The sequence below is a fragment of the Streptococcaceae bacterium ESL0729 genome (assembly GCA_029391995.1).
In the GTDB taxonomy this organism is placed as follows: domain Bacteria; phylum Bacillota; class Bacilli; order Lactobacillales; family Streptococcaceae; genus Floricoccus.
On sequence record CP113924.1, the window covers coordinates 828,134 to 847,514 of the forward strand.

23 protein-coding genes, 2 tRNA genes and 1 pseudogene are annotated in these 19,381 nt (G+C 40.5%); 1 reads left to right on the forward strand and 25 read right to left on the reverse strand.

The features are described 5' to 3' along the window. Window positions 1–10: 10 nt before the first annotated feature. The 20 genes and pseudogenes from OZX68_04135 to OZX68_04230 all read right to left on the reverse strand — a co-directional run bounded on the left by OZX68_04135 (window position 11) and on the right by OZX68_04230 (window position 13,786). Complete coding sequence (locus tag OZX68_04135) at window positions 11–880, reverse strand: polyprenyl synthetase family protein (protein ID WEV60123.1); 870 nt, start codon at window positions 878–880, stop codon at window positions 11–13. Next, window positions 870–1,091, reverse strand: coding sequence for an exodeoxyribonuclease VII small subunit (locus tag OZX68_04140; protein WEV60124.1), 222 nt, complete (start codon window positions 1,089–1,091; stop codon window positions 870–872). Before OZX68_04140 ends, OZX68_04135 begins: the two co-directional genes overlap by 11 nt. Continuing rightward, on the reverse strand, window positions 1,081–2,415 hold the full coding sequence (gene xseA, locus OZX68_04145) for an exodeoxyribonuclease VII large subunit (protein WEV60125.1): 1,335 nt from the start codon (window positions 2,413–2,415) through the stop codon (window positions 1,081–1,083). The genes OZX68_04140 and xseA overlap by 11 nt, the downstream gene beginning before the upstream one ends. Beyond that, complete coding sequence (locus OZX68_04150) at window positions 2,408–3,256, reverse strand: bifunctional methylenetetrahydrofolate dehydrogenase/methenyltetrahydrofolate cyclohydrolase (protein ID WEV60126.1); 849 nt, start codon at window positions 3,254–3,256, stop codon at window positions 2,408–2,410. The genes xseA and OZX68_04150 overlap by 8 nt, the downstream gene beginning before the upstream one ends. A 186-nt stretch (window positions 3,257–3,442) precedes the next feature. Next, on the reverse strand, window positions 3,443–4,561 hold the full coding sequence (alr, locus tag OZX68_04155; protein WEV60127.1) for an alanine racemase: 1,119 nt from the start codon (window positions 4,559–4,561) through the stop codon (window positions 3,443–3,445). Between the two features lies 1 nt (window position 4,562). Next, the gene (gene acpS / locus OZX68_04160) at window positions 4,563–4,922 is read right to left on the reverse strand and encodes a holo-ACP synthase (GenBank protein ID WEV60128.1); all 360 of its coding nucleotides are present in this window, start codon (window positions 4,920–4,922) and stop codon (window positions 4,563–4,565) included. Next, a complete protein-coding gene (locus OZX68_04165) occupies window positions 4,919–5,638 on the reverse strand; it encodes a pseudouridine synthase (protein ID WEV61373.1) in 720 nt (239 codons plus the stop codon). The genes acpS and OZX68_04165 overlap by 4 nt, the downstream gene beginning before the upstream one ends. Window positions 5,639–5,671: 33 nt before the next feature. Continuing rightward, the gene (gene scpB, locus OZX68_04170) at window positions 5,672–6,226 is read right to left on the reverse strand and encodes an SMC-Scp complex subunit ScpB (protein WEV60129.1); all 555 of its coding nucleotides are present in this window, start codon (window positions 6,224–6,226) and stop codon (window positions 5,672–5,674) included. A 10-nt stretch (window positions 6,227–6,236) separates the two neighbouring features. After that, the gene (locus tag OZX68_04175) at window positions 6,237–6,956 is read right to left on the reverse strand and encodes a segregation/condensation protein A (protein ID WEV60130.1); all 720 of its coding nucleotides are present in this window, start codon (window positions 6,954–6,956) and stop codon (window positions 6,237–6,239) included. Between the two features lie 20 nt (window positions 6,957–6,976). Further along, on the reverse strand, window positions 6,977–7,492 hold the full coding sequence (locus tag OZX68_04180; protein ID WEV60131.1) for a CBS domain-containing protein: 516 nt from the start codon (window positions 7,490–7,492) through the stop codon (window positions 6,977–6,979). After that, a complete protein-coding gene (locus OZX68_04185; GenBank protein ID WEV60132.1) occupies window positions 7,482–7,997 on the reverse strand; it encodes a metallophosphoesterase in 516 nt (171 codons plus the stop codon). Before OZX68_04185 ends, OZX68_04180 begins: the two co-directional genes overlap by 11 nt. Next, window positions 7,994–8,587 (reverse strand): annotated as a pseudogene (locus OZX68_04190) (nucleoside-triphosphate diphosphatase). Before OZX68_04190 ends, OZX68_04185 begins: the two are co-directional and overlap by 4 nt. A gap of 413 nt (window positions 8,588–9,000) precedes the next feature. Next, window positions 9,001–9,792 (reverse strand): glutamate racemase, encoded by a 792-nt coding sequence (gene racE, locus OZX68_04195; protein WEV60133.1) that lies wholly within the window; start codon window positions 9,790–9,792, stop codon window positions 9,001–9,003. A gap of 57 nt (window positions 9,793–9,849) precedes the next feature. Beyond that, window positions 9,850–10,089, reverse strand: a complete 240-nt coding sequence (locus OZX68_04200) for a YneF family protein (protein ID WEV60134.1) — start codon at window positions 10,087–10,089, stop codon at window positions 9,850–9,852. A 101-nt stretch (window positions 10,090–10,190) separates the two neighbouring features. Continuing rightward, window positions 10,191–11,447 carry a diaminopimelate decarboxylase gene (locus tag OZX68_04205; protein ID WEV60135.1) on the reverse strand — a complete coding sequence of 419 codons (1,257 nt, stop codon included), beginning with the start codon at window positions 11,445–11,447 and terminating at the stop codon, window positions 10,191–10,193. Window positions 11,448–11,531: 84 nt separating this feature from the next. Continuing rightward, on the reverse strand, window positions 11,532–12,146 hold the full coding sequence (lepB, locus tag OZX68_04210) for a signal peptidase I (protein WEV60136.1): 615 nt from the start codon (window positions 12,144–12,146) through the stop codon (window positions 11,532–11,534). A gap of 69 nt (window positions 12,147–12,215) precedes the next feature. Beyond that, window positions 12,216–12,287 (reverse strand) — tRNA-Gln (locus tag OZX68_04215). 22 nt (window positions 12,288–12,309) lie between these two features. Continuing rightward, window positions 12,310–12,390 (reverse strand) — tRNA-Tyr (locus OZX68_04220). Between the two features lie 89 nt (window positions 12,391–12,479). Next, window positions 12,480–12,683: a DUF2969 family protein gene (locus tag OZX68_04225; protein WEV60137.1), complete on the reverse strand. Its 204-nt coding sequence runs from the start codon at window positions 12,681–12,683 to the stop codon at window positions 12,480–12,482. 80 nt (window positions 12,684–12,763) lie between these two features. After that, the gene (locus OZX68_04230; GenBank protein ID WEV60138.1) at window positions 12,764–13,786 is read right to left on the reverse strand and encodes a branched-chain amino acid aminotransferase; all 1,023 of its coding nucleotides are present in this window, start codon (window positions 13,784–13,786) and stop codon (window positions 12,764–12,766) included. Between the two features lie 114 nt (window positions 13,787–13,900). Here OZX68_04230 and OZX68_04235 point away from each other — a divergent pair, with 114 nt between their 5' ends. Continuing rightward, window positions 13,901–14,728, forward strand: coding sequence for a mechanosensitive ion channel (locus OZX68_04235; protein ID WEV60139.1), 828 nt, complete (start codon window positions 13,901–13,903; stop codon window positions 14,726–14,728). 14 nt (window positions 14,729–14,742) lie between these two features. On the opposite strand, the gene budA is transcribed toward OZX68_04235, so the two are convergent. The 5 genes from budA to accD form a co-directional block, all read right to left on the reverse strand. Continuing rightward, complete coding sequence (budA, locus tag OZX68_04240; GenBank protein WEV60140.1) at window positions 14,743–15,453, reverse strand: acetolactate decarboxylase; 711 nt, start codon at window positions 15,451–15,453, stop codon at window positions 14,743–14,745. A 97-nt stretch (window positions 15,454–15,550) separates the two neighbouring features. Then, window positions 15,551–17,140, reverse strand: coding sequence for a ribonuclease Y (rny, locus tag OZX68_04245; GenBank protein ID WEV60141.1), 1,590 nt, complete (start codon window positions 17,138–17,140; stop codon window positions 15,551–15,553). A gap of 148 nt (window positions 17,141–17,288) precedes the next feature. Continuing rightward, window positions 17,289–17,618, reverse strand: a complete 330-nt coding sequence (locus OZX68_04250) for a putative quinol monooxygenase (protein WEV60142.1) — start codon at window positions 17,616–17,618, stop codon at window positions 17,289–17,291. Window positions 17,619–17,738: 120 nt separating this feature from the next. Next, window positions 17,739–18,497, reverse strand: coding sequence for an acetyl-CoA carboxylase carboxyl transferase subunit alpha (locus tag OZX68_04255; protein WEV60143.1), 759 nt, complete (start codon window positions 18,495–18,497; stop codon window positions 17,739–17,741). Between the two features lie 23 nt (window positions 18,498–18,520). Then, window positions 18,521–19,375 (reverse strand): acetyl-CoA carboxylase, carboxyltransferase subunit beta, encoded by an 855-nt coding sequence (accD, locus tag OZX68_04260; protein WEV60144.1) that lies wholly within the window; start codon window positions 19,373–19,375, stop codon window positions 18,521–18,523. Between the last annotated feature and the right edge of the window lie 6 nt (window positions 19,376–19,381).

The window sequence follows — 19,381 nt, forward strand, 5'->3', positions numbered from 1 at the left end:
AAATCTCCTTTTAAACCTCTAGTTGGTCTATTAATTCTAATAAGTTTACTGGGTCTAAATCAACACTTTCAGTCAAATTAGCCACAATAAGTCTTGCCTGATTAAGTTCCTCACTCAAAGCCTTTTTGGCACCATCAAGGCCATAAAATTTTATGTAAGTAGCCTTGTCGTGGACCATATCCTTCCCTGGGGTCTTACCAATCTCTGAAAAATCGGCCGTAACGTCCTTGATGTCATCTCGAATTTGAAAGGCTAGGCCAACATGTTCACCAAGACTTCTTAGCTGCTCTAAAACTTCCTTTGAAACGCCCGCTACAATGCCTCCTGCCACAAAGGGAAATGTCAGCATTTTGCCAGTCTTAAGGGCATGAATGGCCTTTAAATCCGCAAGATTTAATTCTCTTTTCTCCCCGTCCATATCAAGCACCTGACCTGCAACCATGCCAAATGAACCACTAGCTAAGGAAAGCTCAAGCACCAGGCTTACAATCTGCTGGCTGGGAATCTTGGTTCTGGCTAAAATATTATAGGGGTCAAGTAGGAGGACATCTCCTGCCAAAATGGCCTGGGCCTCCCCGTAAACCTTATGATTGGTCAGTCTCCCTCGCCTGTAATCATCATCGTCCATGGCCGGAAGGTCATCGTGGATAAGGCTTGAGGTATGAATGAGCTCAACGGTTGAAGCCACCTTATAGTGTTCTTCCGTCAAGGTTAAGCCAAAGGCTTGTACGGTTCTTAAAAAGAAAAGGGGCCTGATTCTTTTGCCACCAGCATCAACAGAGTAGAGGATGGACTCCCTCAGATGATTAACTGGATTGGTGCTAGCATAAAAATCCTTAATGGCCTGGTCAATTCCAGCTAGTAACTCCTTATTGTCCATCAAATTCTCCCAGGGAACCATCCTTTTGGACAATCTTGACCAAGGTATTTTCAGCATCAGCTAGGGTTTTCTTTAATTTTTCGCTTAAAATCATTCCCCTTTGAAATTCAGATATGGCATCTTCTAGGGCTACATCCCCGCCTTCAAGCCTCCTGACAATAGCTTCAAGTTCCAGTAAATTTTCTTCAAATTTTTTTTCTTTATCTACCATTATTTTTTACCTCAACATCTATTTTCCCATCAGACAGTTGGAGCTCTAATTTGTCTCCATCTGCCGTACCAGCTACTGACTTTACTAATTTTCCATTTTTATCCTTAACCAAGGCATAACCCCTCGATAAAATCCTTTCAGGACTGATTAAGGTCAGAGCCTCCCACAATTTTTCGGCCTGATTCTTTTTACTAGTGACAATTTTTTGAGTGGCTCCTTGTAGACGCTCGCAATTTCGCTCTAGCCCCTCTACATAAGCTTGAATTTGACCTTCAAGTTTAATTGATTTAAGCCTTTGGTCTAAAAGCCTATAGGAATGTTCCTCTTCTTTAAGCTTTTTGGTCAAAGTCTCTTCAAGCTTAACCGTTAAATGGTCAAGTTTTTGCAGGTAGGCATCATATAGTCTTTCAGGTTGGCGAAAAACAACCGAATTAGTCAAGTGATTGATTCTCTCCTCAGCATACTTAATGTTTTTAGCTAAAATTCCAGCCATTCGTTTTTCCCAGTCAGAAAAAGTGGCCATTAAATCCATTTGACTAACTGGAGTTGCAAATTCTGCTGCTGCTGTGGGGGTTGCAGCCCTTTTATCGGCCACATAATCTGCAAGGGTCGTATCAGTCTCATGTCCCACACTTGAAATTATGGGGATTCTTGACTCAAAAATTGCCCGAACCACCTCTTCTTCATTGAAGGGCCAAAGGTCTTCAATCGAGCCTCCCCCACGACCAACAATTAAAACATCAATGTCAGCTATATCCTGGGCCCTTCTGATATTGTGAGCAATTTCAGAAGCTGCTCCCTCCCCTTGAACCTTGGTTGGCAAGAGGATAATCTCACTCATGGGAAATCTTCTTTGGACGGTGGTTATAATATCTCTAATTACGGCTCCTGAAGGGCTTGTAACCACTCCAATCTTACGCGAAAATTGGGGAATGGCCTGTTTCCATTCAGGATTAAAGATTCCCTCCTGGGTTAAGGATTTTTTCAGCTGTTCAAATTTTACCGCAAGGGCTCCAATCCCATCTGGAATCATCTGGCTGACATTTATTTGATATTGTCCGCTTTTCTCATAAAGGCTAATCCGACCAACGAGCATTACCTTCATGCCGTTTTCAGGAAGAAAGTCAAGCTTGTTGAAGGCACCAGCAAACATGGTCACATTAATAACTGCCTGCTCATCCTTAAGGGAAAAGTACTGGTGGGTTGGCCTTTTTCTAAAATTCGAGATCTCACCCGTCAAATAAACACGCTCCAGGTAAGGGTCTTTGTCAAACTTAGCCTTGAGGTATTTAGTAAGGGTTGAGACTGTCAAATATTCAGTCATCAAGCCTCCTCCTTGCAGCCTCATAGGTCTGCTCCATAAGCATGGTAATGGTCATGGGACCAACTCCTCCTGGAACTGGTGTAATAAGTGAAGCTCGTGGTGCTACCTCATCAAATTTAACGTCACCAATTAATTTACCCTGGTCATTGCGGTTCATACCGACATCGATGACAACCGCCCCTTCCTTGACAAATTCCTTGGTAATAAAGTGTCCCACCCCAATTGCTACGACTAAAATGTCAGCCTGACGGGTTATATCCTGTAGGTTTTTAGTCCTTGAGTGGGTAATGGTAACTGTAGCATTTTCAGCAAGAAGAAGGGCTGCCATGGGCTTACCTACAATATTTGAGCGGCCGACAATTACGGCATTTTTACCTTCAAGGCAAACCCCGTAATCCTTAAACATCTCCATGATTCCAGCAGGAGTACTAGGAATCATGAGGGGATTTCCCTCCCATAGTTTACCCATATTTAGCGGGTGGAAGCCATCAACATCCTTACTTGGATCAATGGCCATCAGGATTTCTTCATCGCTAATATGCTTAGGTAGGGGCAGTTGAACTAAAATTCCGTGGATACTTGAATCTTGGTTGTACTCGTCTATTATCTTAAGGAGCTCATCTTGGCTAATCCCTTCATCTAGGCGTCTAACCACAGAGTTAAAGCCTAAATTTGTCGCCTGCCTCTCCTTATTACGCACGTAGACCTGGCTGGCTGGATTTTCACCCACTAAAATTACAACAAGTCCAGGCCTAATACCTACTTCAATCAGTCGATCAGTCTTAGTCTTCAAATCAGCCTGTAGCTTAGCAGCTAATGCCTTACCATCAATAATTTTCATACCCACTCCTTTGTAATCTATCTTTTATTTAAATCTTGGTTAATTATAACAAAATTTAAGGGGCTTTGCGTATATGGAGCAAATTTTCTAAATTTAAGGGACTTTAGCTGGGATCTATAGTACATACGACTTTTCATCAGCTTTTACCAGCAGAAAAAGGAATCTATTAACTAGATTCCTTAACTTTTAATACATATCATAGGTCCGAAAGATACGGTCACTTAGAAGGCAAACCACTTCATAGTTGATGGTTCCTCTTTTGTCAGCAATATCATCGACTGTTATTTCTTGGCCAGAATCTTTACCAATCAGGGTAACCTTAGTACCCAGGGGATATTCTTGATCAAGTTTAATGGTTGTTTGATCCATGGACACACGTCCGATAATTGGCATTCTTTTGCCGTCAACGAGAACATCAAAGCCCTGCATGTCACGCGTCCATCCGTCTGCGTAACCAATGGGTAAGGTTCCTACAAAGATATCCTCATCAGAAATATAGCTTGCCCCGTAGCCAACACTTTGACCGGCCGGCAAGTGTTTAACGTGAGTGAGCTCACTTTCAAGGCTTAGGGCAGGCTTCAGGTCAAAGGGCAGATTGAGGGCCCTTCCAGATGGATTTAAGCCGTACATGGCATCACCAAATCTTACAATATCCCTAACTGTGTCCTCATGCCAGATACTTGCTGCCGAATTACTTGAGTGAATAAAATTTGGCCTCGCCTTTAGACCAGCAAGGATTTCATCAAATTTGGCCTCCTGCTGGTCAAATTTTTCATGAGATGCCTCATCAGCTGTTGCAAAATGGGTGAAAATACCTTCAAAAATAATTTGATGGTCATTCATAATGTCAATCACCTCATTGATCTCGTCAAGGTCTCTAATGCCAATCCTTCCCATGCCACTATCAACTTTTAAATGAACCTTAAGGGCTGATAAATCTCCCCTACCGTTGTACTCATCTATAAGATGGTGGAGCCAATCAAGGCTTGGTATTGTTAGGGAAATATTATGTTCCAGGGCCAGGTTGACATCACCTGGATTTATCCCACTTAGGACCAAAATATCTTTTGAAATACCACTTTCTCTTAATTCAAGGGCTTCATCAAGGTTTGAAACGGCAAATCCTGCCACCAAACTTTCTACAGCTTGAGCCACCTGAACGGCCCCGTGGCCATAAGAATTAGCTTTGACAACGGCATAAATCATGGTTCCATCAGGCAAATGATTTTTTATCTGGTGGATGTTTTCCCTAATATTTTCTAAATTGACGATAATCCTTGTCGGACGATGCACACTAGTTTTCATTTCAACCCTCTTCTAAAATAACAAATGCAATAGCTTCAAGATTTGAGTGACTGATACTTACAAGGACTTTTCCACAATCATTGAAGGGAGACTTACTAAAGTAAGGAGCTCCCTGATTGTTGTTTAAGACTTCTAAATCTTGAAAACTTACCTGTCCAATCCCAGTCCCCCAGGCCTTTGAAAAGGCTTCTTTGGCCGACCAACGGCCAGCCAGATACTCAATTTGCCTTTGGCCAGAATATCCATTATACACTACAAGCTCTCTTTCAGTAAGTACCCTCTTTGCAAAATTTGAATTTTTTTCTTGAGCTTTTTTGATACGGCTAAGTTCGATATTATCAATACCTATGTTTTTAATCATTTTTTAGCTGCATTAACAAGTTGACTAACTTCTTTTCTACTTAACTTACGGTACTCACCAGGTGCCACACCTGAAAGGTCAAGGGGTCCATATTGAACCCGACTAAGTTTTTGGACTGGAAGGCCTACTGCATCAAGCATTTTTTTAACCTGGTGGTTGCGACCTTCATGGATGGAAAGACTTAGCACGCTGGTCTTTTTAATACCATCAGTCTTAAGAATGGTGTAGCTAGCTGGTTTGGTCTTACGACCATCAATTCTAACCCCTTGAGTTAGGGGGCGAAGATTTTCCTTGTTGGCTTGCCCCTTAACTTTTGCCACATAGATTTTTTCAACCTCATGCTTGGGGTGGGTCATAAGATTTGCGAACTCACCGTCATTGGTCATAAGAATTAGACCACTTGTATCCCAGTCAAGACGGCCAACTGGATAGATTCGCTCCTTTACACCACCAAAGAAGTCCATAACAGTCTTTCTCCCCTTTTCGTCACTAACGCTTGATATAACACCGCGCGGTTTGTTTAGCAAAAAGTAAACTGGCTCTTCATTGTAGACTGAAACACCCTCAACCTCAACCCGGTCTCCTGATTTAACCTGATAAGAAAGGTCGGTCATCATCTTACCATTGATTGAGACAAGACCTGACTTGATTAGCTCTTCTGCCTTACGGCGGCTGGCAATTCCTGCGTGAGCTAAGTATTTATTGATTCTCATTATTGATTCCTATTTTCTATTTTTTATCTATTAAACTTAAATTTCTTCCTTGAAGAGGGAAATTTTTTCATCCTCTAGCATGCTCTCATCAACCTGGGGTAAATCTTCCAGGGAATTAATGCCTATGAAGTCGAGGAAAAAGTCAGTTGTTGCGTAAATATTTGGACTACCAATGACTTCCTTCTTTCCTACAACCTTAATTAAATCAAAGCTTAAGAGGGTTGTTATGGCTCCTTGGGAGTTAACTCCCCTGACATTATCAACCTCAATCCGAGTCAAAGGACCCTTGTAGGCGATGATTGATAAGACTTCCATTGAAGCCTTTGAAAGGGACTGATTTATGGGCATTTTAGCATACTGTTTAAGGAAATCTCTAAAACTAGCCTTTGTTGTCAGACGAAATCTGCCTGCTGTCTCAATTATTGCAAGGCCACTTTTGTCGTTAAGCTCATAATTTTCCCTAAGCTTATCAATCTGCTGGCTGACAGCCTGGTGGTCTACGGCCATAAGAGAAGCCAAGTCCCTTAGACTCAAACCCTCTTCACCAGCAACAAACAATAAGACCTCAAGTTCTGCTATTTTATTCCTCATATTTTCCATATCATCTCACCGCTTCCTCTAAAATAATCGCTCCAAAGGTTTCTTCCTGGCTACAAATTATTAGTTGATTCTTAATAAGCTCAAGGGTAGCCAAGAAGATTGTTATCACCTCATCCTTACTGGTGGACTGAGTAAATAAATCAGTAAAGTTAAGTCTACCCTGCTTTTTAATAATTCGGCTTACCTCCTGGATTTTTTCCTCAATGGAGAAAGATTCCTTAAGGACAACATTATTTTCATCCTTAAAATCAGCTCTTTTTTGCTCAATAATTTTACTAAAGGCCAGAAAAATATCAAGGCTTGTCTTATCGTGGACCAAAATGCCATCATCGCTTGGAATTTCAATTTTTTCCTTGGAATAAAAGGCAGCCCGCACCTCATGCAGGTCGCGAAGCTCCTCTGATAAAAGCTTAAACTTGCGGTACTCGTCAATCTGGCTTAAAAGTTCCTGCTCCAAATCAAGACCACCCTCTTCGATTTCATCGGCTATGGTTGGTAGAAGCCGCCTTGATTTGATTAAAATCAGCTGGCTGGCCATAACCAAATACTCACTTGCAAGCTCAAGCTCCAGTATCTTCATGGAATTAACATAAGTTAAGTACTGCTCGATGACTGAGACCAAAGGGACTTCATAGATATCCATTTTATATTGATTTACCAGATGAAGGAGGAGATCAAGAGGCCCTTCAAAGTCCTTAATTTTGATTTTAATATTATTCATTTCACTAGTACATTTCTAACTTATTTTTTATGACAGCTAATCTGCTCACTTTCAGAAGTATCATGTTTGTCAAATTTTTCTTCAATCTTATAGTACTTGGTAAAGTCATGGACAAAGGCACTAAAGGCCTTTAAAATCTCCTGTCTAGGGATTATGCCAATAAAATCCTTTCCGTCTAAAACTGGTAAAAAAGATTGCCTGGTCAACTTACGTAATACATCTTCAAAGCTATAGTTGATCTGGACTGTTTCTATGTCCTTATTTACAATTTGTCCTATTTGAGTTTGATCACTTTCGTTTTCCTGATCTTGAAGACCTGTATGGTTTTCAAAGTCAACAATTTCAGTCAGACCAAGAATCCCCACATATTCCCAATCCTTATTGATGACGGGAACATTGGCATACTTATACTGGCTTAGTAAAAGCTTGGCATGGGTTATATGATGCTCGTCCAAAAGGACTGCAACATCTGCTGCTGGCTTTAAAAAAGTTGCTGATTGAGCCAGGAGAAAATTTTCAATTTTCTTATCGATCATAGGTCAAGTAAAACTCCAATCCTTTAATAGGTTTATGGTCGCGGGTAAGATACTGAATGTGGTAACCTTCCTTGGTTAATTCAAGCTTACAATACATTCTTTCAGCATACTCACCACGTGGTTGACTAATACTTCCTGGATTTAGGTAGAGGGTTTGTCCTTCAATTTGGGCTACAGGCCTGTGGATATGGCCAAAAAAGACCATATCAGCCAGATTTTTTTCAGCCAGATTTTCTAAACCTTCTAGGCCAAAGTTAACCCCGTAAAGATGTCCGTGGGTAACAAGAATTTTTTTACCCTCATCCTCCAAGGCAATAAGTTCCTTGTAGCCTGAGTCAAGATCACAATTACCTCGAACAACCGTAATCCCATCCCAAACCTTGTCACCACTTGAAAGCTCAGAATCCCCGCAATGGATGATAGCTGAGGCCTCATTGAGGTATTTCTTTTTAATGTCTTCAACAATTTCCCGGTCACCGTGGGAATCACTCATAATTATTATCATTTGGACCAGGCCTCCCATTCATCAAGAAGTTTAGCTAGAGCCTGGGCCCTGTGAGAAATTTTATTTTTTTCCTCCATCGGTAGTTGGGCTGCAGTCTTACCACTTTCACCAACCTCAAAGAGGGGATCGTAGCCAAAACCATTATCGCCCTTAGGAATGGTTGCAATATAGCCATCCCAGTCAGCTTCGACAACTAAAGATTCCTTGTTTGGTGCTGCAACTACCAAGGCTGTGTGGAAGTTTGCCTTGCGACGATCTGGTGTCAAGGCAGTACTTGCTAACTCATGGAGTAACTTGGCATTATTTGCAGCGTCCGTTGCATGTTCACCAGCAAAGCGTGCACTCCAAATTCCTGGAAGACCTCCAAGAACATCTACCATCAGACCTGAATCATCTGCCAAAACCATTTTTCCAGTCAAATCAGAGATGGTTTCAGCCTTAAGTCTTGCATTTTCTTCAAAGCTTGACCCAGTCTCTTCAACCTCTGGCAGATCTGGAAAATCATTTAGATTTTTGACCGTATAACCAAGCTCTGCAAACATTTGACGAAATTCCTTGGTCTTACCCTCATTGTGGGTTGCAATCAAGATTTCCCGGTCAGCACTGATTTCATATCTTTTTTCATCACTAGAGATGGTTGTAGGACGAGCTTTAATTACTTGCTCAAAGGCTGCCTGATCAAAGTCACCAATAGTTTCCACATGAATTAATTCATCATCTAGGTAGGCAGTAAATAGCCCCTTATCAAGCTCAAAACTATAATTATCACCACTTACAAGTCTTAGCATCTCAAAGAAAATTTCAAAGCTTGCCATCTTATTGCCATCAACTGAAAAGATTTCAAAACCAAATTCATGGCCTGTTAGCTCAAGTACTCGCTCAAAGAAATGTTCTAGGCCCGCAACTTCTTTCGAAAAATCATCAACAAAACTTCTAACAGTAAATGATTTTCCATCTGTAATCCTTCCAAAAACGCTATTTTCAAGATCCTTAACTACCTTATTCATAGGTTTACATGCTCCACTTCTATATCTTTGTCCAGCCAGGTACCTGCTATATCCTTAAAGCTTTCAACACCTGCTGTTGTGTAAAATTTATGATTAATTTGCCGTCTACTTTGCCCGTTGATTAAGAAATAATCAAGCAACATGGAGATATCACTCACCGTCTCTGCCCCACTGTCAATCAACTTAACCTTAGGCCCCATAACATTTTGAATGATGGGCCTTAAAAGGGGATAGTGGGTGCAAGCTAGAACCAGGGTATCTACCTTCCCAACTAAGGGTTGTAGGCTATCATAAACAACTTTTTTAGTTATAGGCGAATTTATCTCGTTACTTTCAACCAGGGGAACAAATTTGGGACAGGCTAAGCTGTAGACCTCTATTTGAGGGGCCTTGCCCTCGATAATTTTTTTATAAGATTCACTTTTAATGGTCATTTCTGTTCCAATGATCCCAATCTGACCCTTCTTACTGGTCTTAATAGCAGCCCTACTTCCTGGCAGAATGACTCCAAGAATGGGGATATCAATTTCTTGCCTAATTTCATCTAAAGCTAAGGCTGTTGCCGTGTTACAGGCAATAACAATCATCTTAACATCCTTGGCCCTTAAAAAATCAACCAGCTGCCAAGTGTAAGAAATAATTTGCTCAGCTGGTCTCGGCCCGTAAGGGGCCCGCCTTGAATCACCTATATAAATAATCTCTTCCTGGGGTAGTTGACGCATCAATTCCTTAACCACAGTCAAGCCACCAACCCCTGAATCTAAAAATCCTATTGGTCTATTATCCATAACATCACCTGAATCCTCAAAAAATAAATAAAGGGGTAGAGCATCGTGCTCTAGCCCTTATTTCTTTTTATTTGCCTCTTGTTTAGCAGAATTTTTAATCTGACGGAAAACTTGCTGAACTTGAGTTTCACTTGGTTTACGTCCCATAGAACTCATCATCATACGGACAGCATCTTCATTAAGGGGAGGATTATCCATCATCATTTTCTTAACTTGAGAACGACTTAGGAAAATTCCACCTGCAAAACCTGCAACTGCCGCAATAAGAATTAGCAAAATAGCAATTCCAATATTCATTTTCTTTTATCTCCTTATCCTAATTCACTTATAAAGTATATCAAAAATAAGACTGACATTCAATAAACATATCACTAAGCCACTTTTACCGCCCCAAGATTCTAGTCCTGGTCGAAATCAAAACCATATAAAGTCGCAAAATAATCCTCAGGCACCTCTGCCCTTCTTATCATTTGACTGGTCCCATCTTCCTTAAGAAGAATCTCTGCACTCCTAAGTTTGGCATTGTACTGGTAACCCATAGAAAAACCATGAGCTCCCGTATCATGAATGACTAGAATATCTCCCACTTCAGTTGGAGCAAGCATTCTTTCAACAGCAAACTTGTCATTATTCTCACACAAAGAACCAACAACATCAACCTTCTCAGAAGCCACTTCATCTTCCTTACCACTGACACTTATATGGTGGTAAGCTCCGTAAAAAGCTGGACGCATGAGGTTAACGGCACTGGCATCGACTCCCACATAGTCCCTATATGTTTTTTTCTTATGAAGGACCTTGGTTATCAAATGACCATGAGGAGCTAGCATGAAGCGACCCAGTTCTGTAAAAATCTTAACTGTAGAAAGACCGACTGGTGTTAGTACCTTTTCATAGGCTTTTCTCACCCCTTCACCAATTTTAAAGATATCATTTTCTTCCTGCTCAGGTAGATAGTTGACCCCAATTCCTCCTGACAGATTAATAAAATCAAGGTCGACACCAGTCTCCTCAACCACAAAAACTGCAAGCTCAAATAATTCCTCAGCAAGGGCTGGATAGTAGTCATTAGTTACGGTATTACTTGCTAAGAAGGAATGGATTCCAAATTTTTCAACACCTAGGTCGCGAAGCTCCTTAAAGGCTTGAACAAGCTGATCCTTGGTCATCCCAAATTTCGACTCCTCCGGACTATCCATAATATCAGTCCCAAGGGCAAACACACCGCCTGGATTATAACGACAGCTGATGGTCTTTGGAATGGCAATTGTTTCCTTTAATAGGGCAATGTGCTCGTAGGCATCAAGATTAATAATGGCTCCAATCTCTTCAGCATAGGAAAATTCACTAGCAGGAGTATTGTTTGATGAAAACATAATGTCATGGCCCTTAAAACCAAGCTTATGGCTCATAAGAAGCTCAACATAGCTAGCACAGTCAACACCGCATCCTTCCTCCTGTAAAATTTTTAAAATAGCTGGCGTTGGAGTTGCCTTAACGGCGAAGTATTCCTTAAAGCCCGCATTCCATGCAAATGCCTGCTGAAGGTCCCGTGCCTTCTTTCTAATTCCAGCTTCATCATAAAGATGAAAAGGTGTTGGATATTTTTCGGTAATTTCCTGTAATTTTTCACTAGCCACAAATGCTTTCTTCATCAATCTATCCTCCATATTTTTACAATATTCTAACATAAAAAAGGCCGGATAAAAACTTATCCTGCCTTTTTCTTTAATTACAGATTAATTGGAAGAAGAATTATCTAGGCCTGTATCGACCTTAAAGCCATTCTCAAATTTTGCTTCATCATTTTGGACAAAGCCAAAATCCTTCAAAGGATAGTATCTAAAGCTAATTCGTCCGTAAATATCTGACTTATCAATCAGACCAAACTTCCTGCTGTCATCTTCGACCTTACGATTATCATTTAAAATCAGGTAACTATCTTTGGGAAGTTTCTTGATATCCTCACCTGAAATACTTGCTACAGTAAAATCTGTATTATATTCTTCCCCTGGATTTTCAAGGAGATAGGCTGTTTCCCTATCTTTAATGTAAGGCTCCTTGATAACACGCCCATCAATATAAAGAATATCATCTAGCATAACGGCCTCTTGACCAGGGATGGCTATCACCCTACCGATATATTTTTTGCCATCATGCCTGTAGGCAACCAGATCAAGATTTTCAATTTTTGCTTCCTTGAGTGCTATCACCTGCTCTGACTTGGCCAAAACTGGTGCCATATTGTCATTATGAATCCTTATCGGCTCAATAACGAAGATGCGTAGAAAGCCTAAAAAAATAATAATTAAGGCGGTGATTATAAGTTTAGCATATAAATCTCTCTTTACCATATCCCACTCCCAGAACTCCTAGATACAAGAAAGGGCGGTTTATGTCCCACCCTTTTTTTAAATATATTACTGGGGTAGCTGGATTCGAACCAACGCATGAGGGAGTCAAAGTCCCTTGCCTTACCGCTTGGCTATACCCCAAAAGTATTAGCTAAAAACTAAATGGAAGGGGAGGGATTCGAACCCCCGAACCCGAAGGAGCGGATTTACAGTCCGCTGCGTTTAGCCACTTCGCTACCCTTCCATGTTAAAAGTATATCAAAATCAACAAAGATAATTCTATCAAACATTCATTGATTTTTCAATACTTAAATTAAAATTTTTACAATTTATTTACTGGGCTAAATTGTAACTTCTGATAGCCTCTTCAAGGGCTGTCGAATAATTTTTATATTGAGCAACTTCTTTACCGTTTTCCCTCAATACAAATTTCCCATCATTTTCAATAATTTGTGCTACGAGTTTTTTGCCTATAATTAGGTCAACACCATCAGTTATATCAACTATTTGGATTTCAATATCTTTCTTTTTTCTCATGGCTTAATTCTACAGGAAATCTAATAAATTTTCAAGCTTGGAAAAATAAAAGAGGGGCATCTGTCCCTCTTTTTAATCTTTTATTTAACCTTGTAAATCCAGCCTTCAGGAGCTTCTACATCTCCAAATTGAATGCCAGTAAGTTCCTCATAAAGCTTCTTGGTTATGGGTCCTACCTCTTCTGTACTATGGAAGACATGGAAGTCATCCTTATTTTGTATTCCCCCAATTGGAGCAATAATGGCAGCAGTCCCACAGGCACCTGCTTCCTTAAAATCATCTAAATTATCAACAAAAACGTCACCTTCAAGAGCCTTAAGTCCCAAGCGATTTTCTGCTAGATAAAGAAGGGAGTACTTGGTGATACTTGGTAGAATTGAAGGACTCAAAGGAGTTATAAACTCATTGTTCTTGGTAATCCCAAAGAAATTGGCACTTCCCACCTCTTCGATTTTTGTGTGGGTGGCAGGATCCAGATAGATTACATCACTAAAGCCCATATCCTTTGCAACAGCTCCAGGAACTAGGCTTGCAGCATAGTTTCCACCAACCTTGGCTGAACCCGTCCCGTAAGGAGCTGCCCTATCATAGTCATAAGACACAAGAAAGTTATTAGGCTGAAGTCCACTCTTGAAATAATTCCCAACAGGCATGGCAAAAACTGTAAAGATATACTCAGGTGCTGGATGGATTCCAATGGCATTTCCTACCCCAATCAAGAGAGGACGAAGATAAAGGGTTCCGCCTGTCCCATAAGGGGGGATAAAGTCTTCATTTGCCCTTACAACCTGCATGACAGCGTCGATGAATTTTTCCGTTGGAACTTCTGCCATCATCAGGCGTCTTGCAGTCTGCTGAAGCCTTTCAGCATTCTTGTCAGGCCTAAATAGATTGATTGAACCATCCTTTGTCCGGTAAGCCTTTAAGCCCTCAAAACCTTGCTGGCCGTAGTGGATGGCTGTACTTGACTCATCTATGTGTAGGACAGCATCCTCCGTTAGATGACCCGCATCCCAAGCTCCGTCCTTAAATCTTGAAATATAACGAAAGGGAAGTTCCCTATATTCAAACCCTAGATTATCCCAATCAATATTTGCTGTCATTTCATATCCTCCTACTTTTTTGATATAATCGTTTTGATAATTCTAAAACAAATTTTACTATATTACAAGAATTTATGAAAAAATTCAGAATATTTAGGAGAAAATAGAGAAAGCATGGACTTATTTAAACATACTGATTGGAAAAAATTAATCGAATTTCTAGGCTTAAAGGCATTTCACCTAATCATTACTACCCTTTTATTTTACATTCTCTACAAGCTCTGCCGTAAAATAATCGAGCAATTTTTCAAAAACTATGCCAAAAAATCTTGGTCAGATACTGCTTGGACCATGACCTTTTCAAGGATTTCCTTAAGTGCCCTCCAATATGTAACCCTCTTTTTATATGTCTACACCATTCTTGATATTGTAGGAATTCCAACAAGTAAGCTGTTAGCTGGAGCTGGTTTTTTTGGGGTTGTCCTATCTTTGATCGGTCACGACCTACTCTCAGATATTATCACTGGCTTCTTTATCATCTTTGAAAATCAGGCCAATGTTGGGGATTATATATCCATTGTCAACATGCCACCAGCCATAGGGTACGTTGAATCTGTAGGGATTAGAAGCCTTACCATTATCGACTGTAATGGGGCAACCATCTATGTTCCCAACCATAATATCCAAAGCATCAGGAATTTTTCCAAACAAGACTACAAGGTATTTGTCGATTTACCAACACCTAATATCAATAATCCCGACTACATTAAAAATCAAGTCTTAGCCATTAATGAAAAAATCTACGAGGAAAATAAGGATATCTTCCTGGAAAAACCCATTTACTTGGGTATTCAAGACCTAGCAGCCTCAGGCCTTTACCTTAGAACCGTAGCCTTTGTCAAATATGAGCAAAATGTAGTTGCCCAAAACCTTCTCCTCGAACAGTACATTAAGATGAGTCTAATTGAGCCAACTCCACAAAAAGAGAGCCCAGACCAGTAGTCTGAGGCTCTTTTTTATTCACTCATATTAATATCTTCCTTGAGTCTTTCAACATCTAAGTCAGCCAAAAGGAAGTTCTTATCATTGGTTGGAAAGTTCTGCTCAAGAACATGGACAGGCCCCAATTCAAAGCGACCTTCCTCCAAAATATAGCTCATGACATGGCCACCAAAAGTACGGTCATCTGAGATAAAATGAAGGTGGAAACCTGCAAGACTTACCCCGTGGAACATTTCAGGTGTCCAAATTCCTACGATGGTACCGCGAACATTTTCTTCAGTGTATTCAGGTTGATTTTTGGCAACACTGGCAAAACGCCTCCCACTCTCTGAGCGAGTTATCATCCTGACCTTCATCTCCTTAAAAAGTCCTTCAACCTTAATCGACCTAAAGAGATTAAAACCTTCAAAGTAGCTTTCCATTTTTTGGGCCAAATTAGTGCTTGTTATCTCACTTCTTTCAATTCCAATGACCTCAGGGGTGTGGAAAATAACGGCAGCATAAGGCACCAAGGAGTCATCAGAAAGCTCTGTAATTGTCTTATCTCCCTTGGCCTGAAAGGCCTTACCATCTAAAACAATCAGCTCACCATCGATTGAATCAATCGTTCCAATCCCAAAATCCCCATGCGTTAATAGTTCACCAATTGTCAAATTTCCCGCATAAAGACCAGACATTAGGGCACTTAAGGTATTATGTTGAAAAAGTTTTATTCTATCAGTCATCTCTTGTATCCTCCTCACCCATTATAAACTAGTAGCTTAGAAAAACATATTAAAAAGTCTGTTAAATTAAAAAAATAGAAGCTCTTAGCTTCTATTTTTATTTTGCATAGTCAATGGCCCTAGTTTCTCTAATAACCGTAACCTTAATGTTCCCTGGATAGTCCATGTCTTCTTCAATTTTTTGCTTAATCTTATGAGACAAAATAACTGCCTGGTCATCATTAATTTTACCTGGATTGACTAGGACACGAATTTCTCGTCCAGCCTGGATGGCAAAACTTGAATCAACTCCGTCAAAATCATTTGAAATTTCTTCAAGCTTTTGAAGCCTTTTAATGTAATTTTCAATCGACTCACGGCGGGCTCCCGGACGGGCCGCACTCAAGGCATCGGCTGCAGCTACTAAAAGGGCAATCACACTGGTAGGCTCTGTGTCCCCGTGGTGACTGGCAATGGTATTAATAACAACCGGATTTTCCTTGTATTTTTTAGCAAGTTCCACCCCAATTTCAACGTGACTTCCCTCAATCTCATGATCAAGAGCCTTTCCGATGTCATGGAGGAAACCTGCTCGCTTGGCAAGGGCAATATTCTCACCCATCTCACCAGCTAGAGCTCCTGAAAGATTTGCGACTTCAATTGAATGGTTAAGAACATTCTGTCCATAACTTGTCCTAAAGTGCAGGCGACCCATAATTTTAATAATATCAGGATGAAGGGTGTGGGCACCTACTTCAAAAGCTGCCTGCTCCCCGTACTCGACAATTTTTTTATCGATTTCTTTACGGTTTTTCTCAACCAGCTCTTCAATTCGAGCTGGATGGATTCGGCCGTCCTGGACAAGTTGTTCCAAGGTCAGACGGGCAATTTCCCGTCTGATGGGATCAAAACCTGACAGGACAACAGCCTCAGGTGTGTCATCAATAATTACATCAATCCCTGTCAAGGATTCAAAGGCACGAATATTACGGCCCTCTCGTCCGATAATTCGACCCTTCATCTCATCATTTGGAAGAGTGACCACTGAAACTGTCTGCTCGCTTACAAAGTCTCCACTAACCCTTTGCATGGCAAGGGCTAAAATATCCTTTGCTCGCTTATCAGCTTCAGCCGTAGCCTTCACTTCGCTAGCACGAACCATTTGAGCTAGATCTCTTGTCAATAAACCTTCAGTCTCTTTAAGAACAATATCCCGAGCTTCCTCAGTCGAAAGCTTGGCCACCTGCTCCAGAGTCTCCTGTTTTATTTCATCTAACTTCTCTACTTCTCTTTCGCGCTGTTTAATTTGTTGCGTCTTGTGCTTAAGATTATCTTCTTTTGAATCAAGGTTCAATTCCTTTTGAGTCAAAGCATCGTCCTTGCGGTCTAGTAAAGCTTCCCGCTGTTTTAGACGATCCTCTTGTTTTTTAAGTTCTTGTCTATTTTCTTCAAATTCTTTTTCAATTCTTAAGCGATAATTTTGACCCTCTTCAGTAATTACCAAGCGGGCTTCATTTTTTGTATTTTCAGCATCACGCTTAGCGGCAAGGATTAAATCATTAGCTTTACTCTCAGCACTCTCTATCAATGTTTCAGCAGTAAGCTGATCTTTATTCAGATGAATGTTGCGCAAGATAAAACCTGCAATCAAACCAATTACAGCGCAAAGGATAGCAGCAATAACACCAACCATCTTATTACACCTCATTGTTAAATTCTATATGGAAAAGTATCCTTAACCACACCTTAACATTTTAACATAATTAAATGGTGTGGTCAAAAGATTGTGAATGTAAGTCACATGAAAAACACTAGGAATAAAATGAAAATTTCAAGGAATTATCCGCTTGATTCCATTATTTGATAAATTGTTGATCAAATAATGGAATCCCCTCCTCATCAGCAACATATCTTTCAACTTCCATGCTAAGCCCGTACTTGTCCCTTAAGGATATTATTTGATCCATGAGGGAACTTTTGTGGTGTAAATCAAGGGCCTCTTGATTGGTCCACTGGTCAATCAAAAGAATGCTGTCTTCTTCTTCAAAGGGAATGAAATACTCATACCGTAAGTTCCCCTCCTTACTTCTAATTAAATCAACCAGACCCCTATCAATCATTTCCTGGGCAAATTTTTTAGGAGTCCCATTTGCCCCCTTGTAGTAAATATTTACTGTAATCGGCATCTTTTCCCTCCCGGTAAGTAATCTCTTCAAGAAAAAGCTTATAGGATTTTATGAAAATTGTCAGCTAAAAGCTCAAGCTCAAACAAAAAAATAGACGGATAATCATCCATCTATCTTCTTTTAGTATTTTCTAAATCTTTGATAACGTTTTTCAACAAGCTCTTCAGGACTTAAGGCAGAAAGAAGCTCAAGTTCAGAAATTAATGCTTCTTTAAGGGTATAAATCGTTCTTTCTTCCGGAATAATCTTATCCACTACTCCATTAGCCAAAAGGTCACTAGAAGTTATCTTAAGGAGCTTGGCAGCTTCAGGGGCACGGCTTACGTCCTTCCAAAGGATGGTCGCAAATCCTTCTGGTGAGAGAATGCTATAGACAGCATTTTCAAGCATCCAGACCCTATCTGCTACAGCAAGGGCTAGGGCTCCACCAGATCCTCCTTCACCAGTTATTATAGCAATAACTGGAACCTTTAGATCACTCATTTCTAAAAGGTTTCTTGCAATGGCCTCACCCTGACCACGCTCCTCGGCACCAAGTCCAGGGAAGGCTCCTGCCGTATTAATAAAGGTAATAACAGGACGGTTGAATTTTTCAGCCTGCTTCATCAAACGTAGGGCCTTACGGTAACCTTCTGGATGAGGTTGGCCAAAATTACAGTTTAAATTATCCTGTAGGCTCTTTCCCTTTTGGATTCCAATAATGGTTACTGGACGACCAGAAAGGCTTGCAATCCCACCAACAATGGCACCATCATCCCTAAAATTACGGTCCCCGTGGAATTCGATAAAGTCATCAAAAAGCTGTTCAGCATAGTCAAGCATGGTCAGTCTATCTTGACTTCTTGCCAGCTGAACAATTTTATTAGCATTTTCGGGCATTTTTCTCTCCTCTAAACTTAGCTTTAGGAATGTAGGTGCAGGATTTTTCCGATAGTACTAGCTAGATCTTTCCTTCTAACAATCTTATCAACGAAACCTTTTTCCTGTAAAAATTCCGCCTTCTGGAAATCTTCAGGTAAATTTTCACGTACAGTCTGTTCAATAACCCTCCGACCTGCAAAACCAACAAGACTTTGCGGCTCAGCCAAGATTATGTCTCCAAGCATGGCAAAAGACGCTGTAACTCCCCCAGTTGTTGGGTCGGTTAGAACAGTTAAATAAAGTAAACCTGCATTTGAATGTCTTTTAACCGCAGCCGATATTTTAGCCATTTGCATCAGGCTCATAATCCCTTCCTGCATCCTAGCTCCACCTGATGCTGTAAAGATGACAACCGGTAGACCCTGAGCCTTAGCATGCTCAAAAAGCCTAGTAATCTTCTCACCAACAACCATTCCCATTGAGGCCATAATGAAATTTGGGTCCATGATGGCTAAGGCTGTCTTTTGTCCCTTAATTTTTGCAAGGCCAGTTAGAACAGCTTCATCAAGACCTGTCTTTTCTTTAGTGAAGGCAAGTTTTTCAGGATAGCCCGGAAAATCAAGGGGGTCAGTTGTTTCAATTCCTGTAAATAGCTCTTCAAAAGATCCCTTATCAACGATAAGCTTAAGACGCTCCTTAGCAGAAATCCTAAAATTATAACCACAGAAGGGACAAACCTTCTCCTTACCTAAATCCTTAGTGTAGATGGTATGTTTACAAACAGGACATTTGGCAAAAAGTTCATCAGGAATTTCAGGCTTACTTACCTTTTCATCTATTGTTGAACGGTTAGGATTTATCCGAATATACTTATTTTTTTTGCTAAATAAAGCCATGATTTC

Bases quoted from the DNA above. Each gene is read 5' to 3' on its own strand.
- OZX68_04135 (WEV60123.1), bottom strand. From the start codon at position 880: ATGGACAATAAGGAGTTACTAGCTGGAATTGACCAGGCCATTAAGGAT.
- OZX68_04140 (WEV60124.1), bottom strand. From the start codon at position 1,091: ATGGTAGATAAAGAAAAAAAATTTGAAGAAAATTTACTGGAACTTGAA.
- OZX68_04230 (WEV60138.1), bottom strand. From the start codon at position 13,786: ATGACAGCAAATATTGATTGGGATAATCTAGGGTTTGAATATAGGGAA.
- budA (WEV60140.1), bottom strand. From the start codon at position 15,453: ATGACTGATAGAATAAAACTTTTTCAACATAATACCTTAAGTGCCCTA.
- alr (WEV60127.1), bottom strand. From the start codon at position 4,561: ATGAAAACTAGTGTGCATCGTCCGACAAGGATTATCGTCAATTTAGAA.
- OZX68_04225 (WEV60137.1), bottom strand. From the start codon at position 12,683: ATGAGAAAAAAGAAAGATATTGAAATCCAAATAGTTGATATAACTGAT.
- rny (WEV60141.1), bottom strand. From the start codon at position 17,140: ATGAGGTGTAATAAGATGGTTGGTGTTATTGCTGCTATCCTTTGCGCT.
- OZX68_04250 (WEV60142.1), bottom strand. From the start codon at position 17,618: ATGCCGATTACAGTAAATATTTACTACAAGGGGGCAAATGGGACTCCT.
- OZX68_04150 (WEV60126.1), bottom strand. From the start codon at position 3,256: ATGAAAATTATTGATGGTAAGGCATTAGCTGCTAAGCTACAGGCTGAT.
- OZX68_04200 (WEV60134.1), bottom strand. From the start codon at position 10,089: ATGAATATTGGAATTGCTATTTTGCTAATTCTTATTGCGGCAGTTGCA.
- OZX68_04185 (WEV60132.1), bottom strand. From the start codon at position 7,997: ATGATAATAATTATGAGTGATTCCCACGGTGACCGGGAAATTGTTGAA.
- OZX68_04235 (WEV60139.1), top strand. From the start codon at position 13,901: ATGGACTTATTTAAACATACTGATTGGAAAAAATTAATCGAATTTCTA.
- OZX68_04255 (WEV60143.1), bottom strand. From the start codon at position 18,497: ATGCCCGAAAATGCTAATAAAATTGTTCAGCTGGCAAGAAGTCAAGAT.
- scpB (WEV60129.1), bottom strand. From the start codon at position 6,226: ATGAGGAATAAAATAGCAGAACTTGAGGTCTTATTGTTTGTTGCTGGT.
- accD (WEV60144.1), bottom strand. From the start codon at position 19,375: ATGGCTTTATTTAGCAAAAAAAATAAGTATATTCGGATAAATCCTAAC.
- lepB (WEV60136.1), bottom strand. From the start codon at position 12,146: ATGGTAAAGAGAGATTTATATGCTAAACTTATAATCACCGCCTTAATT.
- OZX68_04205 (WEV60135.1), bottom strand. From the start codon at position 11,447: ATGAAGAAAGCATTTGTGGCTAGTGAAAAATTACAGGAAATTACCGAA.
- OZX68_04175 (WEV60130.1), bottom strand. From the start codon at position 6,956: ATGAATAATATTAAAATCAAAATTAAGGACTTTGAAGGGCCTCTTGAT.
- acpS (WEV60128.1), bottom strand. From the start codon at position 4,922: ATGATTAAAAACATAGGTATTGATAATATCGAACTTAGCCGTATCAAA.
- OZX68_04180 (WEV60131.1), bottom strand. From the start codon at position 7,492: ATGATCGATAAGAAAATTGAAAATTTTCTCCTGGCTCAATCAGCAACT.
- racE (WEV60133.1), bottom strand. From the start codon at position 9,792: ATGGATAATAGACCAATAGGATTTTTAGATTCAGGGGTTGGTGGCTTG.
- xseA (WEV60125.1), bottom strand. From the start codon at position 2,415: ATGACTGAATATTTGACAGTCTCAACCCTTACTAAATACCTCAAGGCT.